The sequence below is a fragment of the Niastella populi genome (genome assembly GCF_002078015.1).
Classification (GTDB): Bacteria; Bacteroidota; Bacteroidia; order Chitinophagales; family Chitinophagaceae; genus Niastella; species Niastella populi.
The window spans coordinates 75742-96406 of sequence record NZ_LWBP01000100.1; the positions used below are offsets into that span (position 1 = coordinate 75742).

Here is a 20665-nt window from a genome sequence, read left to right on the forward strand (position 1 = left end):
AAAACCTAGCCGCAAAAAGAGGACCAGCTGTCAACTCTTAGTTTCCGGAACCTGAAATATGGTTTTGTCATTAATTATGGCGACAGCACCCTGCCTTCTCTTTCTGATTTTTATTTTTCATTTCTCATTTCTCATTCCCTTTTGGTATATTAGTGCGGGGGGAAATTAAGTCACTAACTGGGGAAATCGCTTAATCGCGCCGTTACGACCATATCCATTTACCATGACAACATTCCTGATCATTCTTGCCTGCATCATAACGATTGTTCTGCTTATATCATGGGCAAAATTCAATCCTTTTTTAGCATTCCTTATAGTATCCTTAATCACTGGCTGGTTCCTGGGCATACCGCTTACAAAGCTTTCGGCATCGGTGCAGAAAGGCATTGGCGATACGCTTGGCTCGCTGGTCGTGATCATTGGACTGGGCGCCATGCTGGGAAAACTGGTAGCGGAAAGTGGCGCCGCGCAAAAGATCACCCGGGTGCTCATGCGCACTTTCGGCGAAAAGCATTTACAATGGGCATTGATGGCAACAGGCTTTGTGGTGGGCATTCCCCTGTATTACAATGTAGGTTTTGTACTTATGGTGCCACTGATCTTTTCAGTGGTATATCAATATAAACTTCCCGCGGTATACATTGGATTGCCCATGCTGGCGGCATTATCGGTAACCCATGGCTTTTTACCGCCCCACCCCTCGCCTACCACACTGGTATTACAACTAAAGGCCGATATGGGCTTAACCCTGTTATATGGTTTGTTACTGGCCATTCCGGCGATCATTGTGGCCGGCCCGCTCTTCTCGAAAACGCTGAAGCATATTCGCAGCACACCGTTGCAGGCCTTTCAGCCCAAAACGGTACCCGACAATCAGTTACCCAGCGCCGCCAATAGCTTTTTAACTGCTTTGTTGCCGGTTATACTGCTCACCATCACCACCATTATACCATTCGTAACAACCTTATCGGGCGTGTCGCTGGAGCTGCACCAGTTTATCAGCGATGCGAATATCGTAATGCTGATCTCCCTGCTGATAGCCACTTTTACACTAGGCATTTTTACCGGCCGCAGCATAAAAGCCGTTATGGATATTTATGGCGAGGCCATCAAAGACATCGCTTTGATCCTGCTCATTGTGGCGGGCGCCGGCATACTGAAACAGGTGTTTATCGATAGCGGCGTAAGTGAAACGATTGCCGAAAGCATAAAAGGCTGGCAGATCCATCCGCTGGTTCTGGGCTGGGTGATCGCCGGCGTCATCAGGGTTTGTGTTGGCTCTGCCACGGTGGCCGGCTTAACGGCCGCAGGCATCATTGGCCCGGTAATGCCCATGATGCAGGTAAACCCCAACCTGATGGTATTATCGATCGGTGCGGGCAGTTTGCTGTTATCGCATGTAAACGATTCCGGTTTCTGGATGTATAAAGAATACTTCAACCTCAGCATACGCGATACCATAAAATCATGGACGGTTATGGAAACCATCGTATCAGTAATGGGACTGATCGGCGTTCTTATAATGGACATCTTTATATAAAATGCTAAACTGCACATTTACTACCTTTGGGAACGTGAATCGTGAATGACCTCGCGAAACGTGAAACGTGAAAGGGCTCGCGAAATTTGGAACTTATTCACGACCTTGCGCCGCCCGATATTCGCACCGATTGCCGACGTAGGCCGTGCTAAAGTTTGCCGATTCACGATCATATTAAACAACCAATAATGCAAGAAAACTGGTATCGCATCGATAATATCGATGAACTGGATTCTCCGGCCCTGGTTATTTATCCTCAAAGGGTGCAGGCAAATATCGAAACGCTGATAGCAATGATCGATGACCCGTTGCGACTGCGCCCCCACGCCAAGACACACAAGAATAAAGAAGCCACGCAACTGATGATGGCCGCCGGCATCAACAAGTTCAAATGCGCCACCATTGCCGAGGCCGAGATGCTGGCCCAATGCGGCGCGGCCGATATAGTGCTGGCCTACCAGCCGGTTGGCCCCAAGCTGAAACGCCTGCTAAAGCTAACCCAACACTACCCCAATACCCGGTTTTCGTGTTTAATTGATAACCCGGCCAGCGCACAGGAAATTGCAAGCGCCTTTGCTGCGGCCGCGCAAACAATTGGTGTTTATATCGATCTCAATATAGGGCAGAACCGAACCGGTATCACTCCCGGCGACAAAGCCATTGTGCTATACAATTTTTGCGCAGACGCCAGCGGTTTATCGCCTCGCGGGCTGCATGCCTACGACGGACATGTTAAAGGCACTTTGGAAGAACGCACCATTGCCAGTAACGAAGCATTTGCCCAGGCGGAGGCAATGAAAAAAACACTGCTGGCCATGGGGCATACCGATATCAACATCATTGCCGGCGGCTCACCCAGCTTTCCCATTCATGCCAGAAGGCCGGTGGTGGAATGCAGTCCGGGTACATTTATTTTCTGGGATAAGAACTATCTCGATCAATGCCCCGAGCAGCCTTTTCAAATAGCGGCGGCCGTAGTTACACGCGTCATTTCATTACCCAACCCCACACATATCTGTATCGATCTTGGCCATAAATCAATAGCCGCCGAGAATGAAATAACAAAAAGGGTCTTCTTTCCCGATGCGCCCGGTTTACAACCTATTTCACAAAGTGAAGAACACCTGGTGTTATATGCCGGCGAAGGACACACCTTTCAACCCGGCGATGTGTTGTATGGTTTTCCCCTGCATGTATGTCCAACGGTTGCTTTGTACGAAAGAGCGTATACGGTTGAAAACGGGAAGTTGAGCGGCGAATGGAAGATACTTGCCAGAGACAGGAAGATTGGTTTGTAGTTTGTGGTTTGTGGTTTGTGGTTGCCTCCATTTCCAGGCTGGCTAACTATCTGCCGAAAAATCGGGAAGGTCATATATTATTTATTCATCCCGAATTAACGAACAACAACCCATAAACAATAAACCATAAACTGTTCCTTAGCCTACAAAAGAACCCTCCTAAAAAAATTATTCATGAGTATAAAAGTTGGACTAGTTGGTTTCGGTATCTCAGCAAAAGTATTTCATGCGCCTTTTATTTCAACCGATAAAAACTTTGAGCTGGTTAGTGTGCTGGAACGCAACAAACAGGAATCGAAAGAAAAATTTCCCGGTGTGCAGGTGGTAAGAAGTATTGACGAGATGTTGCAAAACAAAGACATCGACCTGGTAGTGATCACCACACCTAATGAAACGCATTTCCCCTATGCCAAAGCAGCGCTGGAGGCCGGTAAAAACGTGGTACTGGAAAAACCGGTGACCAATACAACGCAGGAAGCCAAACAATTGGCAGCAATCGCAAAAAGTTCGGGCAGGGTGTTAAGCGTTTATCAGAACCGCCGCTATGTTAGCGACTTTCTAACCATAAAAGAGATCCTCGATAAAAAACTGCTGGGCGACGTGCACACTTTTGAAGGCCATTACGACCGCTACCGTGCAGAAGCACGCCCCCAGGCGTGGCGCGAGCACGCTTTACCCGGCAGTGGCATCCTGTTCGATCTTGGTCCGCACCTGATTGACCAGGTGCTTTACTTATTCGGAATACCGCATACCATTACCGCCGATATACGCATGCAACGCCCGCATGCCAGAGTGGATGATTATTTTGACCTTCGGCTCGATTATGGTTTTCTGAAAGTGATACTACAGGCCGGGATGCTGGTACGTGAACCGGGCCCACGTTATTTGATACACGGCACCAACGGTTCATTTGTAAAATCGGGTGAAGACCCGCAGGAAGCATTATTGCGCGCCGGCGCCTTGCCTGTTGGGGACGACTGGGGCAAAGAAAAAGAAGACATCTACGGCATTTTGCATACCGAAATGAACGGTAAGATCATTCGCGAAACATATCCTTCACAGAAAGGCGATTATGCCGCCTATTACAAAAATTTATTTGAAACTTTAGTTCACCACAAACCGTTGCGCGAAAGAATAGAACATGGGTACAATACCATTCGATTGATAGAGCTGGCCAATGAGAGCCATCAAAAACAAAGCACCATTGCCTGCGAAGGGCTGATGAATGTTGAATACCGGTAATTACTCGAACTTTAATGGCGGGCCTACTATCTCCATGCCATGAATGCGATATAACCGTTCATAATCGCGCAGGGTGCCATTGGGCAGTTGGTTGGCTTCCAGGTAAAATGCTTCCATAGTGCCGGCCGGCTGGTACATCAGCACCATGCGGCCCGGTGCTTCACCAACACGGGCGAAGGTATGCGGCACCTGGCGCGGTGCAAAAACCGCATCGCCTGGTTTGGCATTGAAAACATCATCCCCGATCTTAAAAACGAATTCACCTTCCAGAATGTAGAACCATTCGTCCTGCGTATAATGGAAATGAAAAGGCGGGCCGCCTTTTTCCATTTTTGAAGTATCATAAACGCAAAAACCTTCACGGCTGTCTTCGGCTGACACTTTGCATTGATAGGTGCCCCCCAAAAAACTAACTTTCTCATTGAAGCGATCCGTGCCCGCATCAATCTTAAATCCATGCGTTGCTTTGGTCTCCATGACGTATTTTGGTTAAAAGGGTTGTTATCTGAAGTTACAAAAATTACCGCATACTTCCTGAGGGAAGTTGGTGAAAACCGCAAAGGGTGAGCCATGCACCAGTTGGCAGGCGACGCACGATACCCTATAAACAAAAAGGGTGAGCCCCCTGTGGTAGAGCTCACCCGCCGGTCACACTACACGATCAATATCACTTTTCTACAATTGACACATCGGTGATGTCGTATTTTACATTTGGCGGACCATCAAACATCATACACGTTACACAATCATTCTGCGCAGGGCTGCTTACATTAAAGCGAATGGTAGTGCCTGCCTTTATACCCGCAGGTATTTTACACGCGTTGTTTGCGTTGAATACATTATCATACGTTGCGTTGTTATTCGACATATCCTTCCAGCCGTCTTCTCCTATTTTATCATCATTTAAAACCTGAACAACAAAACTGGCACATGAAACCCGAATTACCCTTCCTTTAAGTTGCGTGTCGCTTTCTTTGGTCTTGCTACATTTAGAGGCCATCACCGGTAAGGCAAGCAAAAACAATAATACTTTCATAACGTTTTCCTTTTATTACACCTTTGACTTCAACCATGCAGGTATCGTTGCATCAGGTGCTGTTAAAATCTACCTACCTGCTATTAACAAATTACAACCTCTTATATCGCTGGTATCAACGCGGCCCAGCACTTCAAATGTACCATCGGGCAATAAGGCGCCTACATCATCCGTAGCAATAAACGAACACGAATACAGGTTGGCCAGATCGATGACATTGATTATGCCGCTGCCGGTTACCCGAACATCGAGCGGGTCGTCGTCCTGGCGCATCAGAACCTTCATCCAGGGCGGGCTGTTGAAAATGCCGTTTCCGTATGAGTAAGCCTGTGATAACAGCTCCGTCATGCCGTATTCTGAATGAATGGCATTGGTTTGAAAGGCCGTTGTAAGCAACCCGTGCACTTCTTCCCGCGTCATTTCCTTACGGCGGCCCTTCATGCCACCGGTTTCCATAATGGTGGTATGTTGTAACGGCATGGGATATTTCTCCGCAAACTCGAGCAGGCCGAACGTAACGCCAATTAACAAGGTCTTTTGCCCCTGCGCTTCCAGTTCCTGCAACACCCGGGCCAGCTTATCGTGCTCATATAAATAAAACCCGCTATGCGGGTGTGGGCTCAGTTTTATCATATCATTAACCATAACCACCAGCGAAGAGTTCGCCCGTTCGAGATAAGCAGGCAACAGGCCTATGATACACCAGTCCTCCACCGGGCCATAGAACATTGACCAGGCTTTTAAAAAGCTTTGCCGGTACAAATTCAGGTCCTTTACATAATGCCGGCTGTTGACGGTTTGGGTGGTGCCGCTGCTCTCAAAAACGGCTTCCGGTTCAAAAACAGTGGTTTTTATGGCGGCCGTCTTGAAAAACCGGATGGGTAAAAAGGGAATCTGGTCAATTGACCGCACATTCGACCCAACTATTGACAATGCATTTACGTATTGCTGATAAATAGCATTATTATTGTACTGGAATTGGAAGACCTCAAGCGCCAGTTGTTCAAAATCAGCCGGTTCAACCGTAAAAATTTTATCTTCTATTTCACAAATCATAAAATTATTGCAGACTTTTGACCTATAATTTTGTACACGACAATTAAAAATATATGCAAAAGCTTGTTTTATATAGCAGCCTGTGTTTGATAGTGATTGCCGCCTGCAGCAAAGATAAGTTTCAGGACAAACCTACCATTGAAATTAAGTCAATAAGTCCCACCTACGTCACAGCCTTAAGCGGCGCTTATACCGAAATTGAAATGGAGTTCACCGATAAGCAGGGCGACCTGGATTCGGTGTATTTGTTTAAAGAACGGCTTAACACACTGGTAAAGCCCATATTGGCCCCATTCTTACCCTACCCGGTTCCCAAGTTTCCCGAAAAGTCGAAGGGTGTATTGAAAGTAACATTATATAATACAGACCTGGCTGCTACAGCCAACCCCAGCAGCAAACCAGATGAGCCATTTGGCAAGGAACCCGATACCATTCAGTTTAAGATCGTGGTAAGAGACAAATCGGGAAATGTAAGTGACACAACAACTACCCAACAACTTATAATAGAAAGATCTTAATTTGCGCACCTCAGTGCCAAAGGATGTTGAAATATTTATTCGATCTGTTTCTGTTCACCAGTTGTTTTATTGCCGGTTGTGCCTTGCTGATGGTATTACAAACCGATCAGTTGCTTCATTTGCAATATGATAGTACCGGTTACCTGGTGTTTGTATTTTTTTCCACGCTTTGCAGTTATAATTTTCACTGGTATTTAAGCGCCGATGCAACCAGTGAGAACGCCCGCGTGCGCTGGACGCAGCATCATAAGATATTACACCTCCTACTGACCGCCATTGGCGCCATTGGATCTGCGTGGTATTTCTTTCATTTTATTCATCACTGGTTCTGGCTGGGCGGCGCCGTTCTGCTAACCTTCCTGTATTCAGCGCCCAAACTGCATTCTGGCCCTTTCGCCTGGCTTCGTAAAATAGCGGTAGGAAAAACCCTGTTCCTCGCCTTTGTGTGGATGTATGTAACCACCTTTTTGCCCATTGCCATCGACGGCCGTCACTGGAATGCTGCCGCCTTCTTATTCTGCACAAGCCGCTTCCTGCTTATTTATGCCATTTGTATCATCTTCGATTACCGCGACCGCGATTATGACAGAGAAGCGGGTATTCGAAGTATGATCACGTATTTTAACGAGCGCGGCATCAATAACCTGTTCGCTCTTTCAATGGCGGGTTTCGTTACAAGTACTATACTACTTTACTTTTATGAATTTTCGGTTATGACCATTATTCTGTTGGTGGTGCCCGGTATAATAGTTGCCTTTTTGTACCCCATAGCAAAGAAGAACTTCAGCGACTACCTGTATTATTTTGTACTCGACGGACTGATGATGTTTTCGTCGCTATTGACTATATTCATATCAAATAAGTAGTTTTGCGCCAATTAAATCGATAATTTTATAATATATAGAACAGGATTTATCTTTTAATACAGTAAATATGGCTAAAAGTAAAACGCCCGCTCCTGCCGGCTACAAGCTCCCGGATCAATCACTGAAATTCCTCAAAAATTACCTCAATACCCCCTCCCCCGTTGGCTTCGAAAGCGGCGGACAAAAAGTATGGTTAGAATATGTAAAACCGCTGGTTGATACCACGTTTGTTGACCCTTATGGCACGGCCGTTGGCATTGTGAATCCCAAGGCGGAGTTTAAAGTGGTACTTGAGGCCCATGCCGATGAGATCAGCTGGTTCGTAAACTATATTACCCCCGAAGGTTTAATATACCTGAAACGCAATGGCGGTGTAGACCACCAGATAGCGCCCGGGCAACGCGTATTTATTCATGGGAAGAAAGGCCCGGTAAAAGCCGTTTTCGGCTGGCCTGCCATTCATACCCGCCTGCATAACCCCGATGCCAAGGACCCGCAGCCCAAGGTGGAAAATCTGTTTCTCGATACTGGCGCGCGCTCAAAAAAGGATACGGAAGAGCTGGGCGTCCATGTTGGTGCAGTGGTTACCTACCAGGATGGTTTTGACGAGCTGGCCAATGACTATTACATTGCCCGCGCATTCGATAACCGCATCGGCGGCTTTATGATCGCCGAGGTGGCCCGCCTGCTGAAAGAAAATAAAAAACAATTACCATTCGGTTTATACGTTGTTAATGCGGTACAGGAAGAAGTTGGTTTACGCGGTGCGGAAATGATAGCCCGGCGCATAAAACCCAATGCGGCCATCATTACCGATGTAACGCACGATACGCATACCCCCATGATCAGCAAGATCATCGAAGGCGATGTGGCCTGCGGCAGAGGTCCTTCCCCCGCCTATGGCCCGGCAGTACACAACAAGCTGCTGAAGCTGGTAGAGGAAGTGGCGGAAAAGAACAAAATTCCGTTGCAAATGCGCACCGTATCGCGCAGCACCGGCACCGATACCGATTCATTCGCCTATGCAAATGATGGCTGTCCATCGGTTCTGATCTCTATTCCGTTACGCTATATGCACACAACGGTCGAAATGCTGCATAAAAGCGATATAGAGCAAACCATTCAATTAATGTACGAGACATTATTAACTTTGACACCCAAAACAAATCTGAGCTATTTGTGATACAATCATGCATCCTTTTATACGTCGATCCCGGTAGCGGCAGTTATCTGATACAGATGATCATTGCCGCTATTTTGGGGGCGTTGTTCTACTTCAAAAATATCTGGTGGAAGATCAGGGCATTTTTCTGGAAGCCGAAAAAAGAGGATGCAGAGGGCGAGGATATTGCTAAATGACAAAATATACACGTCATCCTTCATCGTTTAAAGATCCTTCAGGTTTTGTATTTGAATCGGAAGGGAAATTGTACCGGCAGGTAAACCAATACTATGCCGCACAGTACCGCCAGCTTATCGATTCGGGCCTGTACAACCAGCTGGTAACCCAGGGAAAACTTATCGCCCACGAAGAAAGCGCCGAGAATGTAACCGGGTCGGCCCACTGGTATACGACCTTGCTGCCCGAACCTGTTCAAACCATTTCATACCCATACGAATGGTGTTTTGAACAGCTGCAGGATGCGGCCCTGCTCACGCTTTCTGTATTGAAAAAAGCGCTGGAGCATGGTATGATCCTGAAAGACGCCACCCCCTATAATATTCAGTTTCACAAAGGGCGGCCGATATTCATCGACACCCTGTCGTTCGATACCTACGATCCCAAACAACCGTGGATCGCTTACCGCCAGTTCTGCCAGTGTTTTTTGTTTCCGCTTTACCTTGAACATTACCTGAAGACCGACATTCAAAAAATACTCAGCACCTATATCGACGGCATTCCGGTTGACATCATTGCCAAACTGCTGCCGCTCAAAAGCCGCCTGAGCCTTGGCGTTTGGCTGCACGTTTACCTGCAACATACGGCAACAACCAGTACCCGGGCGGCTAATGGCAATAATAAAACGAATGCATTCAGCAAAAAGAAGCTGCTCGATGTCATAAGCCATCTTACCAGCATCATTACCAGTTTCCCGGCCAATAAAACATATAAAACAACCTGGAGCAATTATTACGAGGACACTATCCTTAGTAAAGAATACCTGAAACGGAAAGAAGCCATCATAAATGACATGTGCGGGCAAACAAATGCCCGCACGGTGCTCGACCTGGGGGCCAATGACGGTTATTTTTCCAAATTATTTGCCGGCCGGCAAATGCAGGTGATCGCCACCGACTCGGACAACCGTTGTATCTCCAACCTGTACCAGCAGGTAAAAAAAGACAAAATAGAAAACATCCTGCCGCTGATCCTGGATATTGCCAACCCTTCCCCCGCCATCGGTTTCAACAACCAGGAACGCGCGGCCTTTCACGATCGTGTGCAAACCGACCTGGTAGCAGCCCTGGCGCTTGTTCACCACCTGGTGATCGGGAAAAACATTTCCCTGCCGGTGCTGGCGGCGTATTTCAACGGCATTGCACCCGAACTGATCATTGAATTTGTGCCGAAGGAAGATGAAAAAGTACAGCAGATGCTGAAAACGAGGCCCGACACTTTTATCGACTACGACCAGGAGCATTTTGAGCACTACTTCTCAACTTATTTTAATATTGCTGAAAAAAAAGGGATACCTGGTACCACCAGAACCCTATACAGAATGAAAAGAAAATAGCATATGCTTTCAAAACTGCAGCAGTATTCTCTTTACCTTTTTTTATTACCTGTTTTTTTTGTACTCCATGGTTACCTGGAAAACTATGGCTTTATAAGCCCCGGCGAACTGGCCATTTTAGCCATCACCTATCTTGCCTGCACCCTTATACTGGCAGTAATATGCTGGCTGTTCTTTCGCAATATGCATAAAGCGGCCCTCGCGGCATTTGTGATAATGGCTTATTATTTTTTCTTTGGCGTACTGCGTGACTTCTTAAAGAAACATTTCCCCGCTGTTGCCGGTTACAGTGTGTTACTGAGCGCTTTTTTCATTCTGCTTATTGTATTTACCATTTACCTCAAGAAAAGCAACAGATCGTTTAAACCACTCACCGGTTTTCTGAACATTCTTTTTCTTATTTATTTACTTATCGATACCGGCAACCTTCTTTCAAAAACTTTCCGGTCGGGGGTAGTCAGGGATTTATCGGTATACTCCTTTGCAAAAGACAATACATATACGCCATGCGATACCTGCAGCAGGCCCGACATTTATTTTATATTGATGGATGGGTATGCCAGTACAGCCGCCCTGGCTCAATATTATAATTTTCACAACGATCTCGACAGCTTTCTGCTGCAGAAGAAATTCAGCATACAAACCAACAGCCGCTCCAATTACAATTTCACGCCATTCTCCATGGCCTCCATCCTGAACATGTCGTACCTCAATGGCATAAAGAATACAAAGGCCGTAACGGTTAACGACTATGCGAACTGCGAAGTATTGATAAGGAACAATGAAGTGATAAAAATGCTTGGCGCGGCGGGATATGATATAGTAAATTATTCCATTTTCAACCTGGCCGGGCATCCCTCTCTTATCAAACAAAGCTTTCTGCCTTTAAATACCCGGCTCATCACAGAACGAACGCTGTTTGCGCATGTCAGAAAAGACATTGGCTGGAAACTGGCGACCTGGTATCCGTTTAAATGGTTTTGGTCGTTTGATGTAATGCAGGCCAATCGCAATAACCAGCGTTTGATTGAGCTTATAAAAACACACCCGGCCGTTAAAAGCACAAAGCCCCGCTTTGTGTATGCACATTTAAACATGCCGCATAGTCCGTTCTATTACGACAAAAATGGCAAACTCAAAGACGTTGCTACCATTACCCGCGAAAACCTTTCATTTCCCATTAGCTCCTACCTGGAATATTTAACCTATGCCAATAGCCGCATCAGGGAAATGGTCACATCCATACAGCAACAGAACCCATCGGCCGTAATAATATTAATGGGCGATCATGGCAACAGGGATATAACCAACGAGGCCTTCCCCATTCGCCATTTTCAGAACCTGAATGCGGTATATTATCCCGATAACGATTATAAAATGCTGTACGACAGCGTCTCCGGCGTTAACCAGTTCAGGGTTGTCCTGAACAAGCTGCTTCAACAAAAGTTGCCGGTGTTAAAGGATTCATCTATTTATTTAATTGACCGGGATGACAGCCACCCCGCGAATTAAAAAAACACACACCGTTTTTCATATTGATTTTGTACATATTTTCGGGGAATATTTTTACCTTTTTGGCGTTTTTTCAGGAACCGTTCAACGGTGTATCTTCGCCAATAATTAAATGAAACAGCATGATCAGAAACGACTGGACAATTGAGGAAATACAGGAAATTTATAATTCTCCGCTGCTCGAACTGGTTTTTCGTGCTGCCAGCACTCACCGTCAATACAACAATACCGGTGAAGTACAGGTATGTACATTGCTTTCGATAAAAACGGGCGGCTGCTCTGAAGACTGCGCCTATTGCCCGCAGGCAGCCCGCTATAATACAGGCGTGAACGTGCATCCGTTGATGAAGCAGGAACAGGTTATGGAATACGCCGCCAAAGCAAAAGCTGCCGGTTCTACCCGTTTTTGTATGGGCGCTGCGTGGCGTGAAGTAAGGGATAACCGCGATTTCGACCGCGTTATCGAAATGGTTAAAGGAGTGAATGAACTGGGAATGGAAGTTTGCTGTACACTCGGTATGCTTACCGATACGCAGGCTCAAAAACTGGCCGATGCCGGTTTATATGCGTACAATCATAACCTCGATACGTCGAAAGAATACTATAAAGAGATCATTTCTACCCGTACATACGACGACCGCCTCGAAACGCTCGACAATGTGCGTAAAGCCGGTATCTCCGTTTGTTGCGGCGGTATCGTTGGTTTGGGCGAAACCCATGCCGACCGTATTAAAATGCTGCATACGCTGTGCACCATGCCCGAGCATCCTGAAAGCGTGCCCATCAATGCATTGGTTGCGGTAGAAGGCACACCGCTGGAAAGCAATCAGAAAGTTGACGTTTGGGATATGGTGAAAATGATAGCAACCGCCCGCATCCTGATGCCCAAAGCCATGGTACGCTTAAGCGCAGGCCGTGCTACCATGAGCGTTTCTGACCAGGCATTATGTTTTATGGCAGGCGCCAACTCCATCTTCACCGGTGAGAAATTACTGACCACACCGAACCCATCTTTCGATGAAGATAAAGCGATGTTCGATCTGCTGGGGCTTACGCCAAGAGAAGCTTTCAAAGAAGATAAGGTACTTGCGTGATTGTGGAATATGAAGTAGAAAATAAGAAGTAGGAAATACAAAAATGCAGAAGTCCGAAACTGGTAACGCAAACACCGGTTTCGGACTTTTACTTTTGCTGATTCATATATTCGATGCCAACGTACTTCTTACCTCCCGATTCCGTGTTCACACACCTCCGAAGCACAAAACGATCTTATTTGCTAAAAGTATTGCTATCGAGCACATCGGCTATCTCTTTACAGAAATACTGCTTGCCATCCATTACCAGCATAATGGCCTTCACCATTTCGTCGCCGGAAGAATTTTTGGTAACATAGCCGTTGGCGCCGGCATGCATAAGGGCGCTTACGTAGGGAAGATCAGTGTGAACCGAGATGCCAATGATGCGAATGTCATCGGTGAAATCGCGGATTGCCCGGGTGGCTTCAATTCCGCTGATGGGCTCCATATTGATATCCATCAAAACGACATCGGGCGAAAGCGTTTTACAGGCGTCTATGACCTGTGACCCGTTTTCGCATATGGCAATAATAGAAAGCCGTTTATCCCTGCTTAGCAGCAGGTTCCAGGCTTCCCGTACCAGTTTGTGATCATCTGCTATAATCACTTTGATCATTAAGAAAAGGTTTATAATGGCAAAAATTAAGATTACTCAATTTGTAGGATAAACAATATTTCATACCCCTTAAATTTTAAAAGTTTAAGGAAAGCGGTTAATATCATTTAAGGGGAAACAATTACTTATTTCGCCCGCCCTGGCCGAAATAATCGTTTAGCCTGAGGTTTAAGCCGAACTGGTTATAGGAAGAATTATTTTGATAATAACTCCTCGCGTAGCGGATCTGGATTTTTTTGAATAACACGCCAACACCCATTGAAAAACCGTTTAGTCCGTTGCCGGCGTTCGTTACATTCAATTCTTTTCGGCGGAGGTAATTATATCCTGCAGTTATCTCTACTTTATCGCCAATGTATAACTGCGTGGAAAGTATAACATGTCTGAAAAACTTGTCAAATATATATTTTTTTTTCTTGCTATCCTGTGCAAGGCCGGTTTCATCGTTAAATAAAGTGTCATCGTAACGAGTATTGTACTGATGTAACTGGAAAAAAGTTAAAGAAAACTGTAATGGCGCTTTGGCCAGCCTTTTTGAAATACCCAGTTGCAGGTCGAACGGCAGATCACCGGCGCTGCTGCCCGCATAATGCTTTACCTGCGCCCCCATATTTTTAGCAACCAGCGATGCCTGCCATAAATGGGCGGTATCGCTATAGGTTATGCCAACATCCATAGCAATACCCGACGAACGATATATGCTATACGCCGAATGAATAAATTTAGCAGTTACTCCATAATGCCAGTGTTCGCCATACTGCCGCGCAGCGCTTAGCTGTACCACATAATCGTTCGGCCGCATGGTGCCCAATACATTGCCTGCCATATCGGTTTCGGCAACAGACCCATAACTATAAAAATTAATACCTGCAGCAAAGGTGGTAGCGATAGTTGGTTGGTGAAACCCCGCCATTAAATGATAATTCTTTATACCCGCATAAAAGCTGTTAAATACCATCGATGTTTGGGTATGCATGGCCGGGCGCAGTAAAGCCGGGTTATTGAAAGCAAGGCCGATATCGGCGGTTTGATTTGAAATGTTAATGCCGCCTAACGCGGTGAGCTGGGGGGTATTGGCAAGCTTAAGAAAATTATAAACAGTATTACCACCTAATGTTTGCGCATTTGCATCGTGCAGGCACGGCATAAAGATGGATAAAAAAACTAATATAAGCAGCTTGTTGCGCATGTACGGCTGGTACGAAAATAGGCAAAAAGCGAGAAAGGTGTGCCACGTTTTCCCGCATCGCTGAGAGCAAACGTGGCACACCTGCAAAAAAAAATTCCTCCATTGAAATGGAGGAATTTCTTTAACCCTTAAAACAACCAACATGAAAAAAAATCTCGGTTGAATATTTATAACAGGGTTTAATATTTATTTGTTCAATGATGTTCTTAAACATCAGATTAAAATCTTGTTAAAGAGACTGAACGCCTAAAGCGCAACGCTGAACGCTCGTTTCCGCGCGTTAAGCATTCAACGCAATATCAAGCACCTGCTGCATGGTTTTCACATAATGGAAAGTGAGCCCTTTAATAAATGCCGGTTCAATTTCCTTAATGTCGCGCTCATTCTGCCAGCATAAGACGATTTCCTTTAAACCTGAACGGCGGGCAGCCAGTACTTTTTCTTTTATCCCCCCTACCGGCAACACCTGACCGCGTAAGGTAATTTCACCGGTCATGGCCAGGTAGGGTTTTACCCGTTTACCGGTCAATGCCGATGCAATGCTGGTCATAATGGTGATGCCTGCGCTGGGACCGTCTTTGGGTACAGCGCCTTCGGGCACGTGCACATGAATATTTTTCTTTTCGAACATTATATTATCGATGCCTGACTTTTTTCCATTCGATTGCAGCCAGGTCAATGCCGTAGTAGCGCTTTCCTTCATCACATTACCGAGGTTACCGGTGAGTTTCAGTTCGCCTTTGCCATCGCTCAAACTGGTTTCCATAAACAAAATATCCCCGCCTACATAGGTCCAGGCCAGCCCTATCGATACGCCGGGTATGTTAGCTACCTTGTATATTTCATTATTGTATTTAGGCTTGCCGAGGATCTTCTCAACATCTTTTTCGGTAAGCGTTGGCTTTACTGCATCTTTCATGGCATACTCCTTCGCTTCATAACGCATAATGGAAGCGAGGTAGCGATCGAGCTCACGCACGCCGCTCTCCCTTGTATAATCCTGAATGATCTTTTGCAGTATGTTATCGCCTATTTTAAAATCGACCTTTTTCAAACCATGCGCGTCTTTTTGTTTTGGCACCAGGTGGCGTTTCGCAATCTGCACTTTTTCTTCCACCGCATACCCGCTGAGGTGAATGATCTCGAGGCGGTCGCGCAGGGCAGGTTGAATATTATTGAGGTCGTTGGCCGTTGCAATGAACAATACCTTGCTGAGATCATATTCCAGCTCGAGGTAGTTATCGTAGAAAGAATGGTTCTGTTCAGGATCGAGCACTTCAAGCAAAGCCGAGGACGGATCGCCGCGGAAATCGTTCCCTACCTTATCAATTTCGTCGAGGATGATAACCGGGTTCGATGATTTCAGTTTGCGCAGCAATTGAACAACCCGGCCCGGCATGGCGCCGATATAGGTTTTGCGGTGGCCGCGGATTTCGCTTTCATCATGCAAACCGCCGAGACTCACCCGGCCGTATTTACGTTGAATGGCGGTGGCAATGCTGCGGCCAAGCGAGGTTTTACCAATACCGGGCGGGCCTACAAAACACAGGATCGGGCTTTTCATGTCACCCTTCAGTTTCAACACGGCCAGGTATTCGAGCAGGCGCTCTTTCACCTTATCCATTCCGTAATGGTCGTGATCCAACACCTTTTTCGCTTTCTTCAGATCATACTGGTCTTCGGTTATCTCATGCCAGGGCAGGTCGAGCATAAGATCGAGGTGATTATACACCACCGAATAATCGGGGGTGCTGGGATGCATCCGCTCCAGCTTCTCAATACCCTTTTTGAACATTTCCTTTGCCGACTCGGGCCACTTTTTGGTTTCGGCCTTTTTCTGCATTTCCTTTATTTCCCGCTCATTGTTATCGCCGCCCAGCTCCTCTTTAATGCTCTTCATTTGCTGTTGCAGGAAATACTCGCGTTGCTGTTTATCGAGCTCCGTTTTGGTTTTGGTGGTCACCTTGTTCTTGAGTTCGGCAAACTGCAATTCGCGCTGTAACAGTTTCATTAACAGATCGGCGCGGGTTTCAATGTTGTTCAGTTCAAGCAGCTTCTGTTTTTCGGTGAGTTCGGTGTTCAGGTTGCTCGAAATGAAATGTATAAGGAAGGAAGGGTTCTCGATATTGCGCAGGATGATAGAAGCCTCGGAAGGAATATTGGGCGAAAGCTGAATGATCTGTCCCGCCAGTTCCTTGATATTGGCCACATAGGCGCTAAAATCTTCATTTTTAGGGGCTTCGTCTTCTTCCAGCAGCTCTACCTGGGCCTTGAAATACGGATCTTCGGACGTTATTTTCATCACCTTGAACCGGCGTTTGCCCTGAATGATAACGGTGGTGCCGCCATCGGGCATTTTGATCATTTTAATGATCTTGGCTACAGTGCCAATATCTTCCAGGTCTTTAACTACAGGATCTTCTACATTACTGTCTTTTTGCGCTATCACACCTACCAGTTTGTCAGCTTTATAAGCGTCATTTACGGCTTTTATGCTTTTATCGCGACCCACGGTTATTGGCAGCACCACACCGGGGAACAATACTGTATTACGTAGTGGTAACAGGGGCAGTTCTGATGGAATGACTATATCTGTATTGTTATCTCCTTCATTTTCATTCAGGGGAATAATAGGTATAAAATCCATTTCATCTTCAGGCGTGAATAAATATTTCGCTTCTTTCATTACTTAGATTATCTGTGACAAAATAACATACTCTTACTTAAAATACCATGAATTGAAGGCAATTGCCATATATGTCAAGTATAGTGCCAGTGCAATAAAGGCATAGTAATCAAGGCGATTGATACCTGTTTTGGCAGAAATTTCAGACAACCTGGTTTAATAGAAAGAATATCAGGGGTATAACAGGGGGGAAATTGTTATGATATGATGACGGCGGTTGTTGTTGGCAGTTACCTGGCGCCGGTTGCCGGGTGGTTTACAGGAGGCGGTACCAGGGCTGACACTAATAGCAGGCAGCATACAGGCGGCCACACCGCATTAAGGACCCCGGAAACAGGTAACCGGTACCCTGAAACAGCAACTTAATATCACTTACATTTCAATTGTAATGTAAGGGTACAAGATAAAACAAAAAAGCCCCTCTTTGGGGAGGGAGCTTGCCAGATCAAACCGTTTTATGGGGGTAATTACCATTTATCAACTTCTTCGCCTGCGTCAGCAGCTGAACCTGCACCATTGCTTGAAGCGGTGGTGGCGGCGGGAGCGCTGGCCTGGTAAGCCGGAGCTTCAGCAACTTCATCGATATCATTTTCTGCAACCTCCACCTGATCGTGATTGTAGGCGTCAAAATCAAAATTGGGCATCAGCTCGGTTTTCACATAATCTACCGCCTCGGTCAATGCTTTTAAGAATTTGTTGAAGTCTTCTTTGTAAAGGAAGATCTTGTGCCTGTCGTACCCGTTTTCATTGAATTTTTTGCGGCTCTCCGTAATGGTAATGTAGTAATCATTTCCACGGGTAGCCCTCACATCAAAGAAGTAGGTTCTTCTTTTCCCAGCTCTTATGCGTTTGCTATAAACGCTTTCCATTCGTTTGTCGTTGTTTTCGTACGCCACAGTCATTTAAGTTTTGCAGTTAACAATTATCAAATTTTCACAAAAAAAAGCGTTACAAATATAATATTGTTTTAGAATCAACAAAATTTCATTAGCCTTTTACGAAGTAATTTCCCTTATTTATCCCCAATTGTGGGTGGTTTTAGCTTTCTTCCCGCTCCTGTTGCAGCTGTTGTTCGTATAAATACGCATACAAACCGTTCAATGACAATAATTCGTTATGTGTTCCGGTCTCCACAATTTTGCCATCATCGAGCACTACGATGGCATCAAAATCGAAAAGTGTAAAGATGCGATGGGTGATTATGATGGCAGTCTTATGTTGAAGATAGATACTCAAATTGCCCAGTATTTCTTTTTCGGTTCGCGCATCAACCGCACTTAAACAATCATCGAACACTACAATTTGCGGGTCTTTGGCAAGTGCACGTGCTATGGAAATACGTTGTTTTTGTCCGCCACTGAGGGTTACGCCCCGCTCCCCTACCATGGTGTCGTATTTTTCATGAAAATGCTCTATTTCCTTTTCAACACTGGCATAACGGGCGGCCTTTACGGCGGTTTCGTTATTTACTTCCCCGCCAGCCGGCGGGCTGAACAGGATATTATTTTTAATGGTATCGCTGAAAAGGAATACGTCCTGCGGCACATAACTTATCTGGCGGCGCAGTTCCTGCAGGTCCATCTGTTTCAGGTTGGTGCCATCGATGGTTACATTACCCACAGTAGGATCATACATGCGCAACAGTAATTGCGCTATAGTGGTTTTGCCACTACCGGTATGCCCAATGATGGCGATCTTTTGTCCCTTCTTTATATGGAGGTTGAAATGCGTAAGTGCCTGTATGCCGGTATTGGGATAAACAAAATCAACATTATCGAAAACGATACTTCCCTCCAGTGCGGGTTTCACCGCCTGGGCGGGGTTCCCGATGGCAGGTTCGGTATGCAGAAATTCATTGATCCGTTTTTGCGATGCAGCCGCCCGTTGTATCATGCTGGCCGTCCACCCAATAGCGCCTACGGGAAAAGTGAGCATATTTATGTACATCACGAACTCGGCGAGGGTGCTTATTGAAGTGCCGGCCGGGTCGTAAATGGCATAAATACCGCCGATCATTATGGTAAGCAGGGTGCTGAGGCCAATGAGCAGCGTCATGGATGGAAAATACAGCGCTTCTGTTTTAGCCAGTGCAATAGCGTTCGATTTGTACTCCTCGCTGTTCTTATCAAAGAATTCGAACATCGCTTTTTCCTGCACAAATGATTTTATTACCCTGATGCCCGAATACGATTCCTGTGCATTGGTGGTTAAATCGCTCAACAATGCCTGAATACGTTCACTCTTTTTATTGATGATGGTATTTACGATATAAATGGTCACTGCCAGAATGGGCAACGGCGCCAGTACATACAGGGTAAGCAGCGGGTCTTTTTTCACCATATAATAAACCGACAGCGAGATCAGCGAAACCAGGTTGATCAGGTACATAATGGCCGGCCCTGAAAACATCCGAACCCGGCTTACATCCTCGGCAATGCGGTTCATGAGGTCGCCGGTACTATGCGTTTTGTAGAAATTGGTATCGAGGGTGAGATAATGCTGGAAGATCTGGTTCTTCTGGTCGAACTCGATATGGCGGCTCATTACTATAATGGTCTGCCGCATCAGGAACATGAAAATACCGCGTATAAGGGCCAGCACCAGGATCACGATGCCGCATAAGGCTATAACGGAGATGCCTTTATGCTGTTCGGCAAAACCGATGAAATACTTCACCAGCCAATCATACTGTACAGCCGTTTTCTTTTGTTCTATGCCGAAGGCCCGTTGCACCACATCGAACACATAACCCGTTACCTGGGGGGCCAGCACGGCAAAATAATTGGAAATAACAATAAACACTATTCCCAGGAAAAGCCGGTACCGGTATTTCCAGAAAAATACATCAAGCGCTTTTAAATGTTTCAACCGCAGGAATTTGGGGCAAATTTAAGTTGAAAAGTTGACAGGGTTCACAAGTTGATAAAGGCTGCCTCTGCTCAACTTTCTAATTATTTGTTAACTCGCCCCTGCGCAAACGCCCGCCTTATCCAGCGCACCTTAATCAAACTTTATCACCTTTTAAACTTTATCAACTTATCAACTATTCCGCCGACTTTCCTTCCTCCGGCTGCTGCTCATCTTTAGCGGCATCTTCATCGGGCAGCTGATTCAGCGGCCCCTCCTCATCATTTTCCCGCTTTTTTTTCATCGTTTCTTCGCGCACCACATCGTAATGGCTGCCGATGCTTGTCTCAAATTCACTGTGGACCTGTTCTTTCAGGCCATCCTGTTTGTTTTTATTCTTTTCCATAGATAAGAATTATTCAAAATTTATACCCGGGTGGGCAATGCG

General features: G+C 46.0%; 19 protein-coding genes. 10 read left to right on the forward strand and 9 right to left on the reverse strand.

The window, feature by feature from the left end:
- The first annotated feature begins 223 nt into the window (after positions 1–223).
- From A4R26_RS10340 to A4R26_RS10350, 3 genes are all read left to right on the forward strand, one after another.
- A complete protein-coding gene (locus A4R26_RS10340; RefSeq protein WP_081163706.1) occupies positions 224–1540 on the forward strand; it encodes a gluconate:H+ symporter in 1317 nt (438 codons plus the stop codon).
- A gap of 188 nt (positions 1541–1728) precedes the next feature.
- Positions 1729–2838, forward strand: coding sequence for a D-TA family PLP-dependent enzyme (locus tag A4R26_RS10345; protein ID WP_207625724.1), 1110 nt, complete (start codon positions 1729–1731; stop codon positions 2836–2838).
- A 174-nt stretch (positions 2839–3012) separates the two neighbouring features.
- Positions 3013–4080, forward strand: coding sequence for an oxidoreductase (locus A4R26_RS10350; RefSeq protein ID WP_081163707.1), 1068 nt, complete (start codon positions 3013–3015; stop codon positions 4078–4080).
- Here A4R26_RS10350 and A4R26_RS10355 read toward each other — a convergent pair whose 3' ends face one another.
- The 3 genes from A4R26_RS10355 to A4R26_RS10365 form a co-directional block, all read right to left on the reverse strand.
- The gene (locus tag A4R26_RS10355) at positions 4081–4557 is read right to left on the reverse strand and encodes a cupin domain-containing protein (RefSeq protein WP_081163708.1); all 477 of its coding nucleotides are present in this window, start codon (positions 4555–4557) and stop codon (positions 4081–4083) included.
- A gap of 190 nt (positions 4558–4747) precedes the next feature.
- Complete coding sequence (locus A4R26_RS10360) at positions 4748–5116, reverse strand: hypothetical protein (protein ID WP_081163709.1); 369 nt, start codon at positions 5114–5116, stop codon at positions 4748–4750.
- Between the two features lie 69 nt (positions 5117–5185).
- The gene (locus A4R26_RS10365; RefSeq protein WP_081163710.1) at positions 5186–6172 is read right to left on the reverse strand and encodes a LuxE/PaaK family acyltransferase; all 987 of its coding nucleotides are present in this window, start codon (positions 6170–6172) and stop codon (positions 5186–5188) included.
- 53 nt (positions 6173–6225) lie between these two features.
- On the opposite strand from A4R26_RS10365, the gene A4R26_RS10370 reads away from it, so the two are divergent.
- From A4R26_RS10370 to bioB, 7 genes are all read left to right on the forward strand, one after another.
- Complete coding sequence (locus A4R26_RS10370; protein ID WP_081163711.1) at positions 6226–6690, forward strand: hypothetical protein; 465 nt, start codon at positions 6226–6228, stop codon at positions 6688–6690.
- A gap of 23 nt (positions 6691–6713) precedes the next feature.
- Positions 6714–7556: a UbiA family prenyltransferase gene (locus A4R26_RS10375; RefSeq protein ID WP_081163712.1), complete on the forward strand. Its 843-nt coding sequence runs from the start codon at positions 6714–6716 to the stop codon at positions 7554–7556.
- 67 nt (positions 7557–7623) lie between these two features.
- Positions 7624–8739 (forward strand): M42 family metallopeptidase, encoded by a 1116-nt coding sequence (locus A4R26_RS10380; protein ID WP_081163713.1) that lies wholly within the window; start codon positions 7624–7626, stop codon positions 8737–8739.
- A complete protein-coding gene (locus A4R26_RS10385; protein WP_081163714.1) occupies positions 8736–8915 on the forward strand; it encodes a hypothetical protein in 180 nt (59 codons plus the stop codon). Before A4R26_RS10380 ends, A4R26_RS10385 begins: the two co-directional genes overlap by 4 nt.
- A complete protein-coding gene (locus A4R26_RS10390; RefSeq protein ID WP_081163715.1) occupies positions 8912–10291 on the forward strand; it encodes a class I SAM-dependent methyltransferase in 1380 nt (459 codons plus the stop codon). Before A4R26_RS10385 ends, A4R26_RS10390 begins: the two co-directional genes overlap by 4 nt.
- A 3-nt stretch (positions 10292–10294) precedes the next feature.
- Positions 10295–11803 (forward strand): sulfatase-like hydrolase/transferase, encoded by a 1509-nt coding sequence (locus A4R26_RS10395; RefSeq protein ID WP_081163716.1) that lies wholly within the window; start codon positions 10295–10297, stop codon positions 11801–11803.
- Between the two features lie 122 nt (positions 11804–11925).
- Positions 11926–12897 (forward strand): biotin synthase BioB, encoded by a 972-nt coding sequence (bioB, locus tag A4R26_RS10400; protein WP_081163717.1) that lies wholly within the window; start codon positions 11926–11928, stop codon positions 12895–12897.
- 175 nt (positions 12898–13072) lie between these two features.
- On the opposite strand, the gene A4R26_RS10405 is transcribed toward bioB, so the two are convergent.
- The 6 genes from A4R26_RS10405 to A4R26_RS10430 all read right to left on the reverse strand — a co-directional run bounded on the left by A4R26_RS10405 (position 13073) and on the right by A4R26_RS10430 (position 20623).
- Positions 13073–13495: a response regulator gene (locus A4R26_RS10405; protein WP_081163718.1), complete on the reverse strand. Its 423-nt coding sequence runs from the start codon at positions 13493–13495 to the stop codon at positions 13073–13075.
- Between the two features lie 121 nt (positions 13496–13616).
- Entirely contained in the window at positions 13617–14684 is a 1068-nt protein-coding gene (porQ, locus tag A4R26_RS10410; RefSeq protein WP_165760222.1) for a type IX secretion system protein PorQ, read from the reverse strand.
- A 280-nt stretch (positions 14685–14964) separates the two neighbouring features.
- The gene (lon, locus tag A4R26_RS10415; protein WP_081163720.1) at positions 14965–17370 is read right to left on the reverse strand and encodes an endopeptidase La; all 2406 of its coding nucleotides are present in this window, start codon (positions 17368–17370) and stop codon (positions 14965–14967) included.
- Between the two features lie 467 nt (positions 17371–17837).
- The gene (locus A4R26_RS10420; protein WP_081163721.1) at positions 17838–18272 is read right to left on the reverse strand and encodes a DUF3276 family protein; all 435 of its coding nucleotides are present in this window, start codon (positions 18270–18272) and stop codon (positions 17838–17840) included.
- A 136-nt stretch (positions 18273–18408) separates the two neighbouring features.
- Positions 18409–20238 carry an ABC transporter ATP-binding protein gene (locus tag A4R26_RS10425; protein ID WP_081163722.1) on the reverse strand — a complete coding sequence of 610 codons (1830 nt, stop codon included), beginning with the start codon at positions 20236–20238 and terminating at the stop codon, positions 18409–18411.
- 175 nt (positions 20239–20413) lie between these two features.
- Positions 20414–20623: a hypothetical protein gene (locus A4R26_RS10430; protein WP_081163723.1), complete on the reverse strand. Its 210-nt coding sequence runs from the start codon at positions 20621–20623 to the stop codon at positions 20414–20416.
- Positions 20624–20665: the final 42 nt, after the last annotated feature.

What these genes read in the sequence shown, in the direction of transcription:
- A4R26_RS10340 (WP_081163706.1), top strand. Translation starts at nt 224, where the DNA reads ATGACAACATTCCTGATCATTCTTGCCTGCATCATAACGATTGTTCTG.
- A4R26_RS10345 (WP_207625724.1), top strand. Translation starts at nt 1,729, where the DNA reads ATGCAAGAAAACTGGTATCGCATCGATAATATCGATGAACTGGATTCT.
- A4R26_RS10350 (WP_081163707.1), top strand. Translation starts at nt 3,013, where the DNA reads ATGAGTATAAAAGTTGGACTAGTTGGTTTCGGTATCTCAGCAAAAGTA.
- A4R26_RS10355 (WP_081163708.1), bottom strand. Translation starts at nt 4,557, where the DNA reads ATGGAGACCAAAGCAACGCATGGATTTAAGATTGATGCGGGCACGGAT.
- A4R26_RS10360 (WP_081163709.1), bottom strand. Translation starts at nt 5,116, where the DNA reads ATGAAAGTATTATTGTTTTTGCTTGCCTTACCGGTGATGGCCTCTAAA.
- A4R26_RS10365 (WP_081163710.1), bottom strand. Translation starts at nt 6,172, where the DNA reads ATGATTTGTGAAATAGAAGATAAAATTTTTACGGTTGAACCGGCTGAT.
- A4R26_RS10370 (WP_081163711.1), top strand. Translation starts at nt 6,226, where the DNA reads ATGCAAAAGCTTGTTTTATATAGCAGCCTGTGTTTGATAGTGATTGCC.
- A4R26_RS10375 (WP_081163712.1), top strand. Translation starts at nt 6,714, where the DNA reads ATGTTGAAATATTTATTCGATCTGTTTCTGTTCACCAGTTGTTTTATT.
- A4R26_RS10380 (WP_081163713.1), top strand. Translation starts at nt 7,624, where the DNA reads ATGGCTAAAAGTAAAACGCCCGCTCCTGCCGGCTACAAGCTCCCGGAT.
- A4R26_RS10390 (WP_081163715.1), top strand. Translation starts at nt 8,912, where the DNA reads ATGACAAAATATACACGTCATCCTTCATCGTTTAAAGATCCTTCAGGT.
- A4R26_RS10395 (WP_081163716.1), top strand. Translation starts at nt 10,295, where the DNA reads ATGCTTTCAAAACTGCAGCAGTATTCTCTTTACCTTTTTTTATTACCT.
- bioB (WP_081163717.1), top strand. Translation starts at nt 11,926, where the DNA reads ATGATCAGAAACGACTGGACAATTGAGGAAATACAGGAAATTTATAAT.
- A4R26_RS10405 (WP_081163718.1), bottom strand. Translation starts at nt 13,495, where the DNA reads ATGATCAAAGTGATTATAGCAGATGATCACAAACTGGTACGGGAAGCC.
- porQ (WP_165760222.1), bottom strand. Translation starts at nt 14,684, where the DNA reads ATGCGCAACAAGCTGCTTATATTAGTTTTTTTATCCATCTTTATGCCG.
- lon (WP_081163720.1), bottom strand. Translation starts at nt 17,370, where the DNA reads ATGAAAGAAGCGAAATATTTATTCACGCCTGAAGATGAAATGGATTTT.
- A4R26_RS10420 (WP_081163721.1), bottom strand. Translation starts at nt 18,272, where the DNA reads ATGACTGTGGCGTACGAAAACAACGACAAACGAATGGAAAGCGTTTAT.
- A4R26_RS10430 (WP_081163723.1), bottom strand. Translation starts at nt 20,623, where the DNA reads ATGGAAAAGAATAAAAACAAACAGGATGGCCTGAAAGAACAGGTCCAC.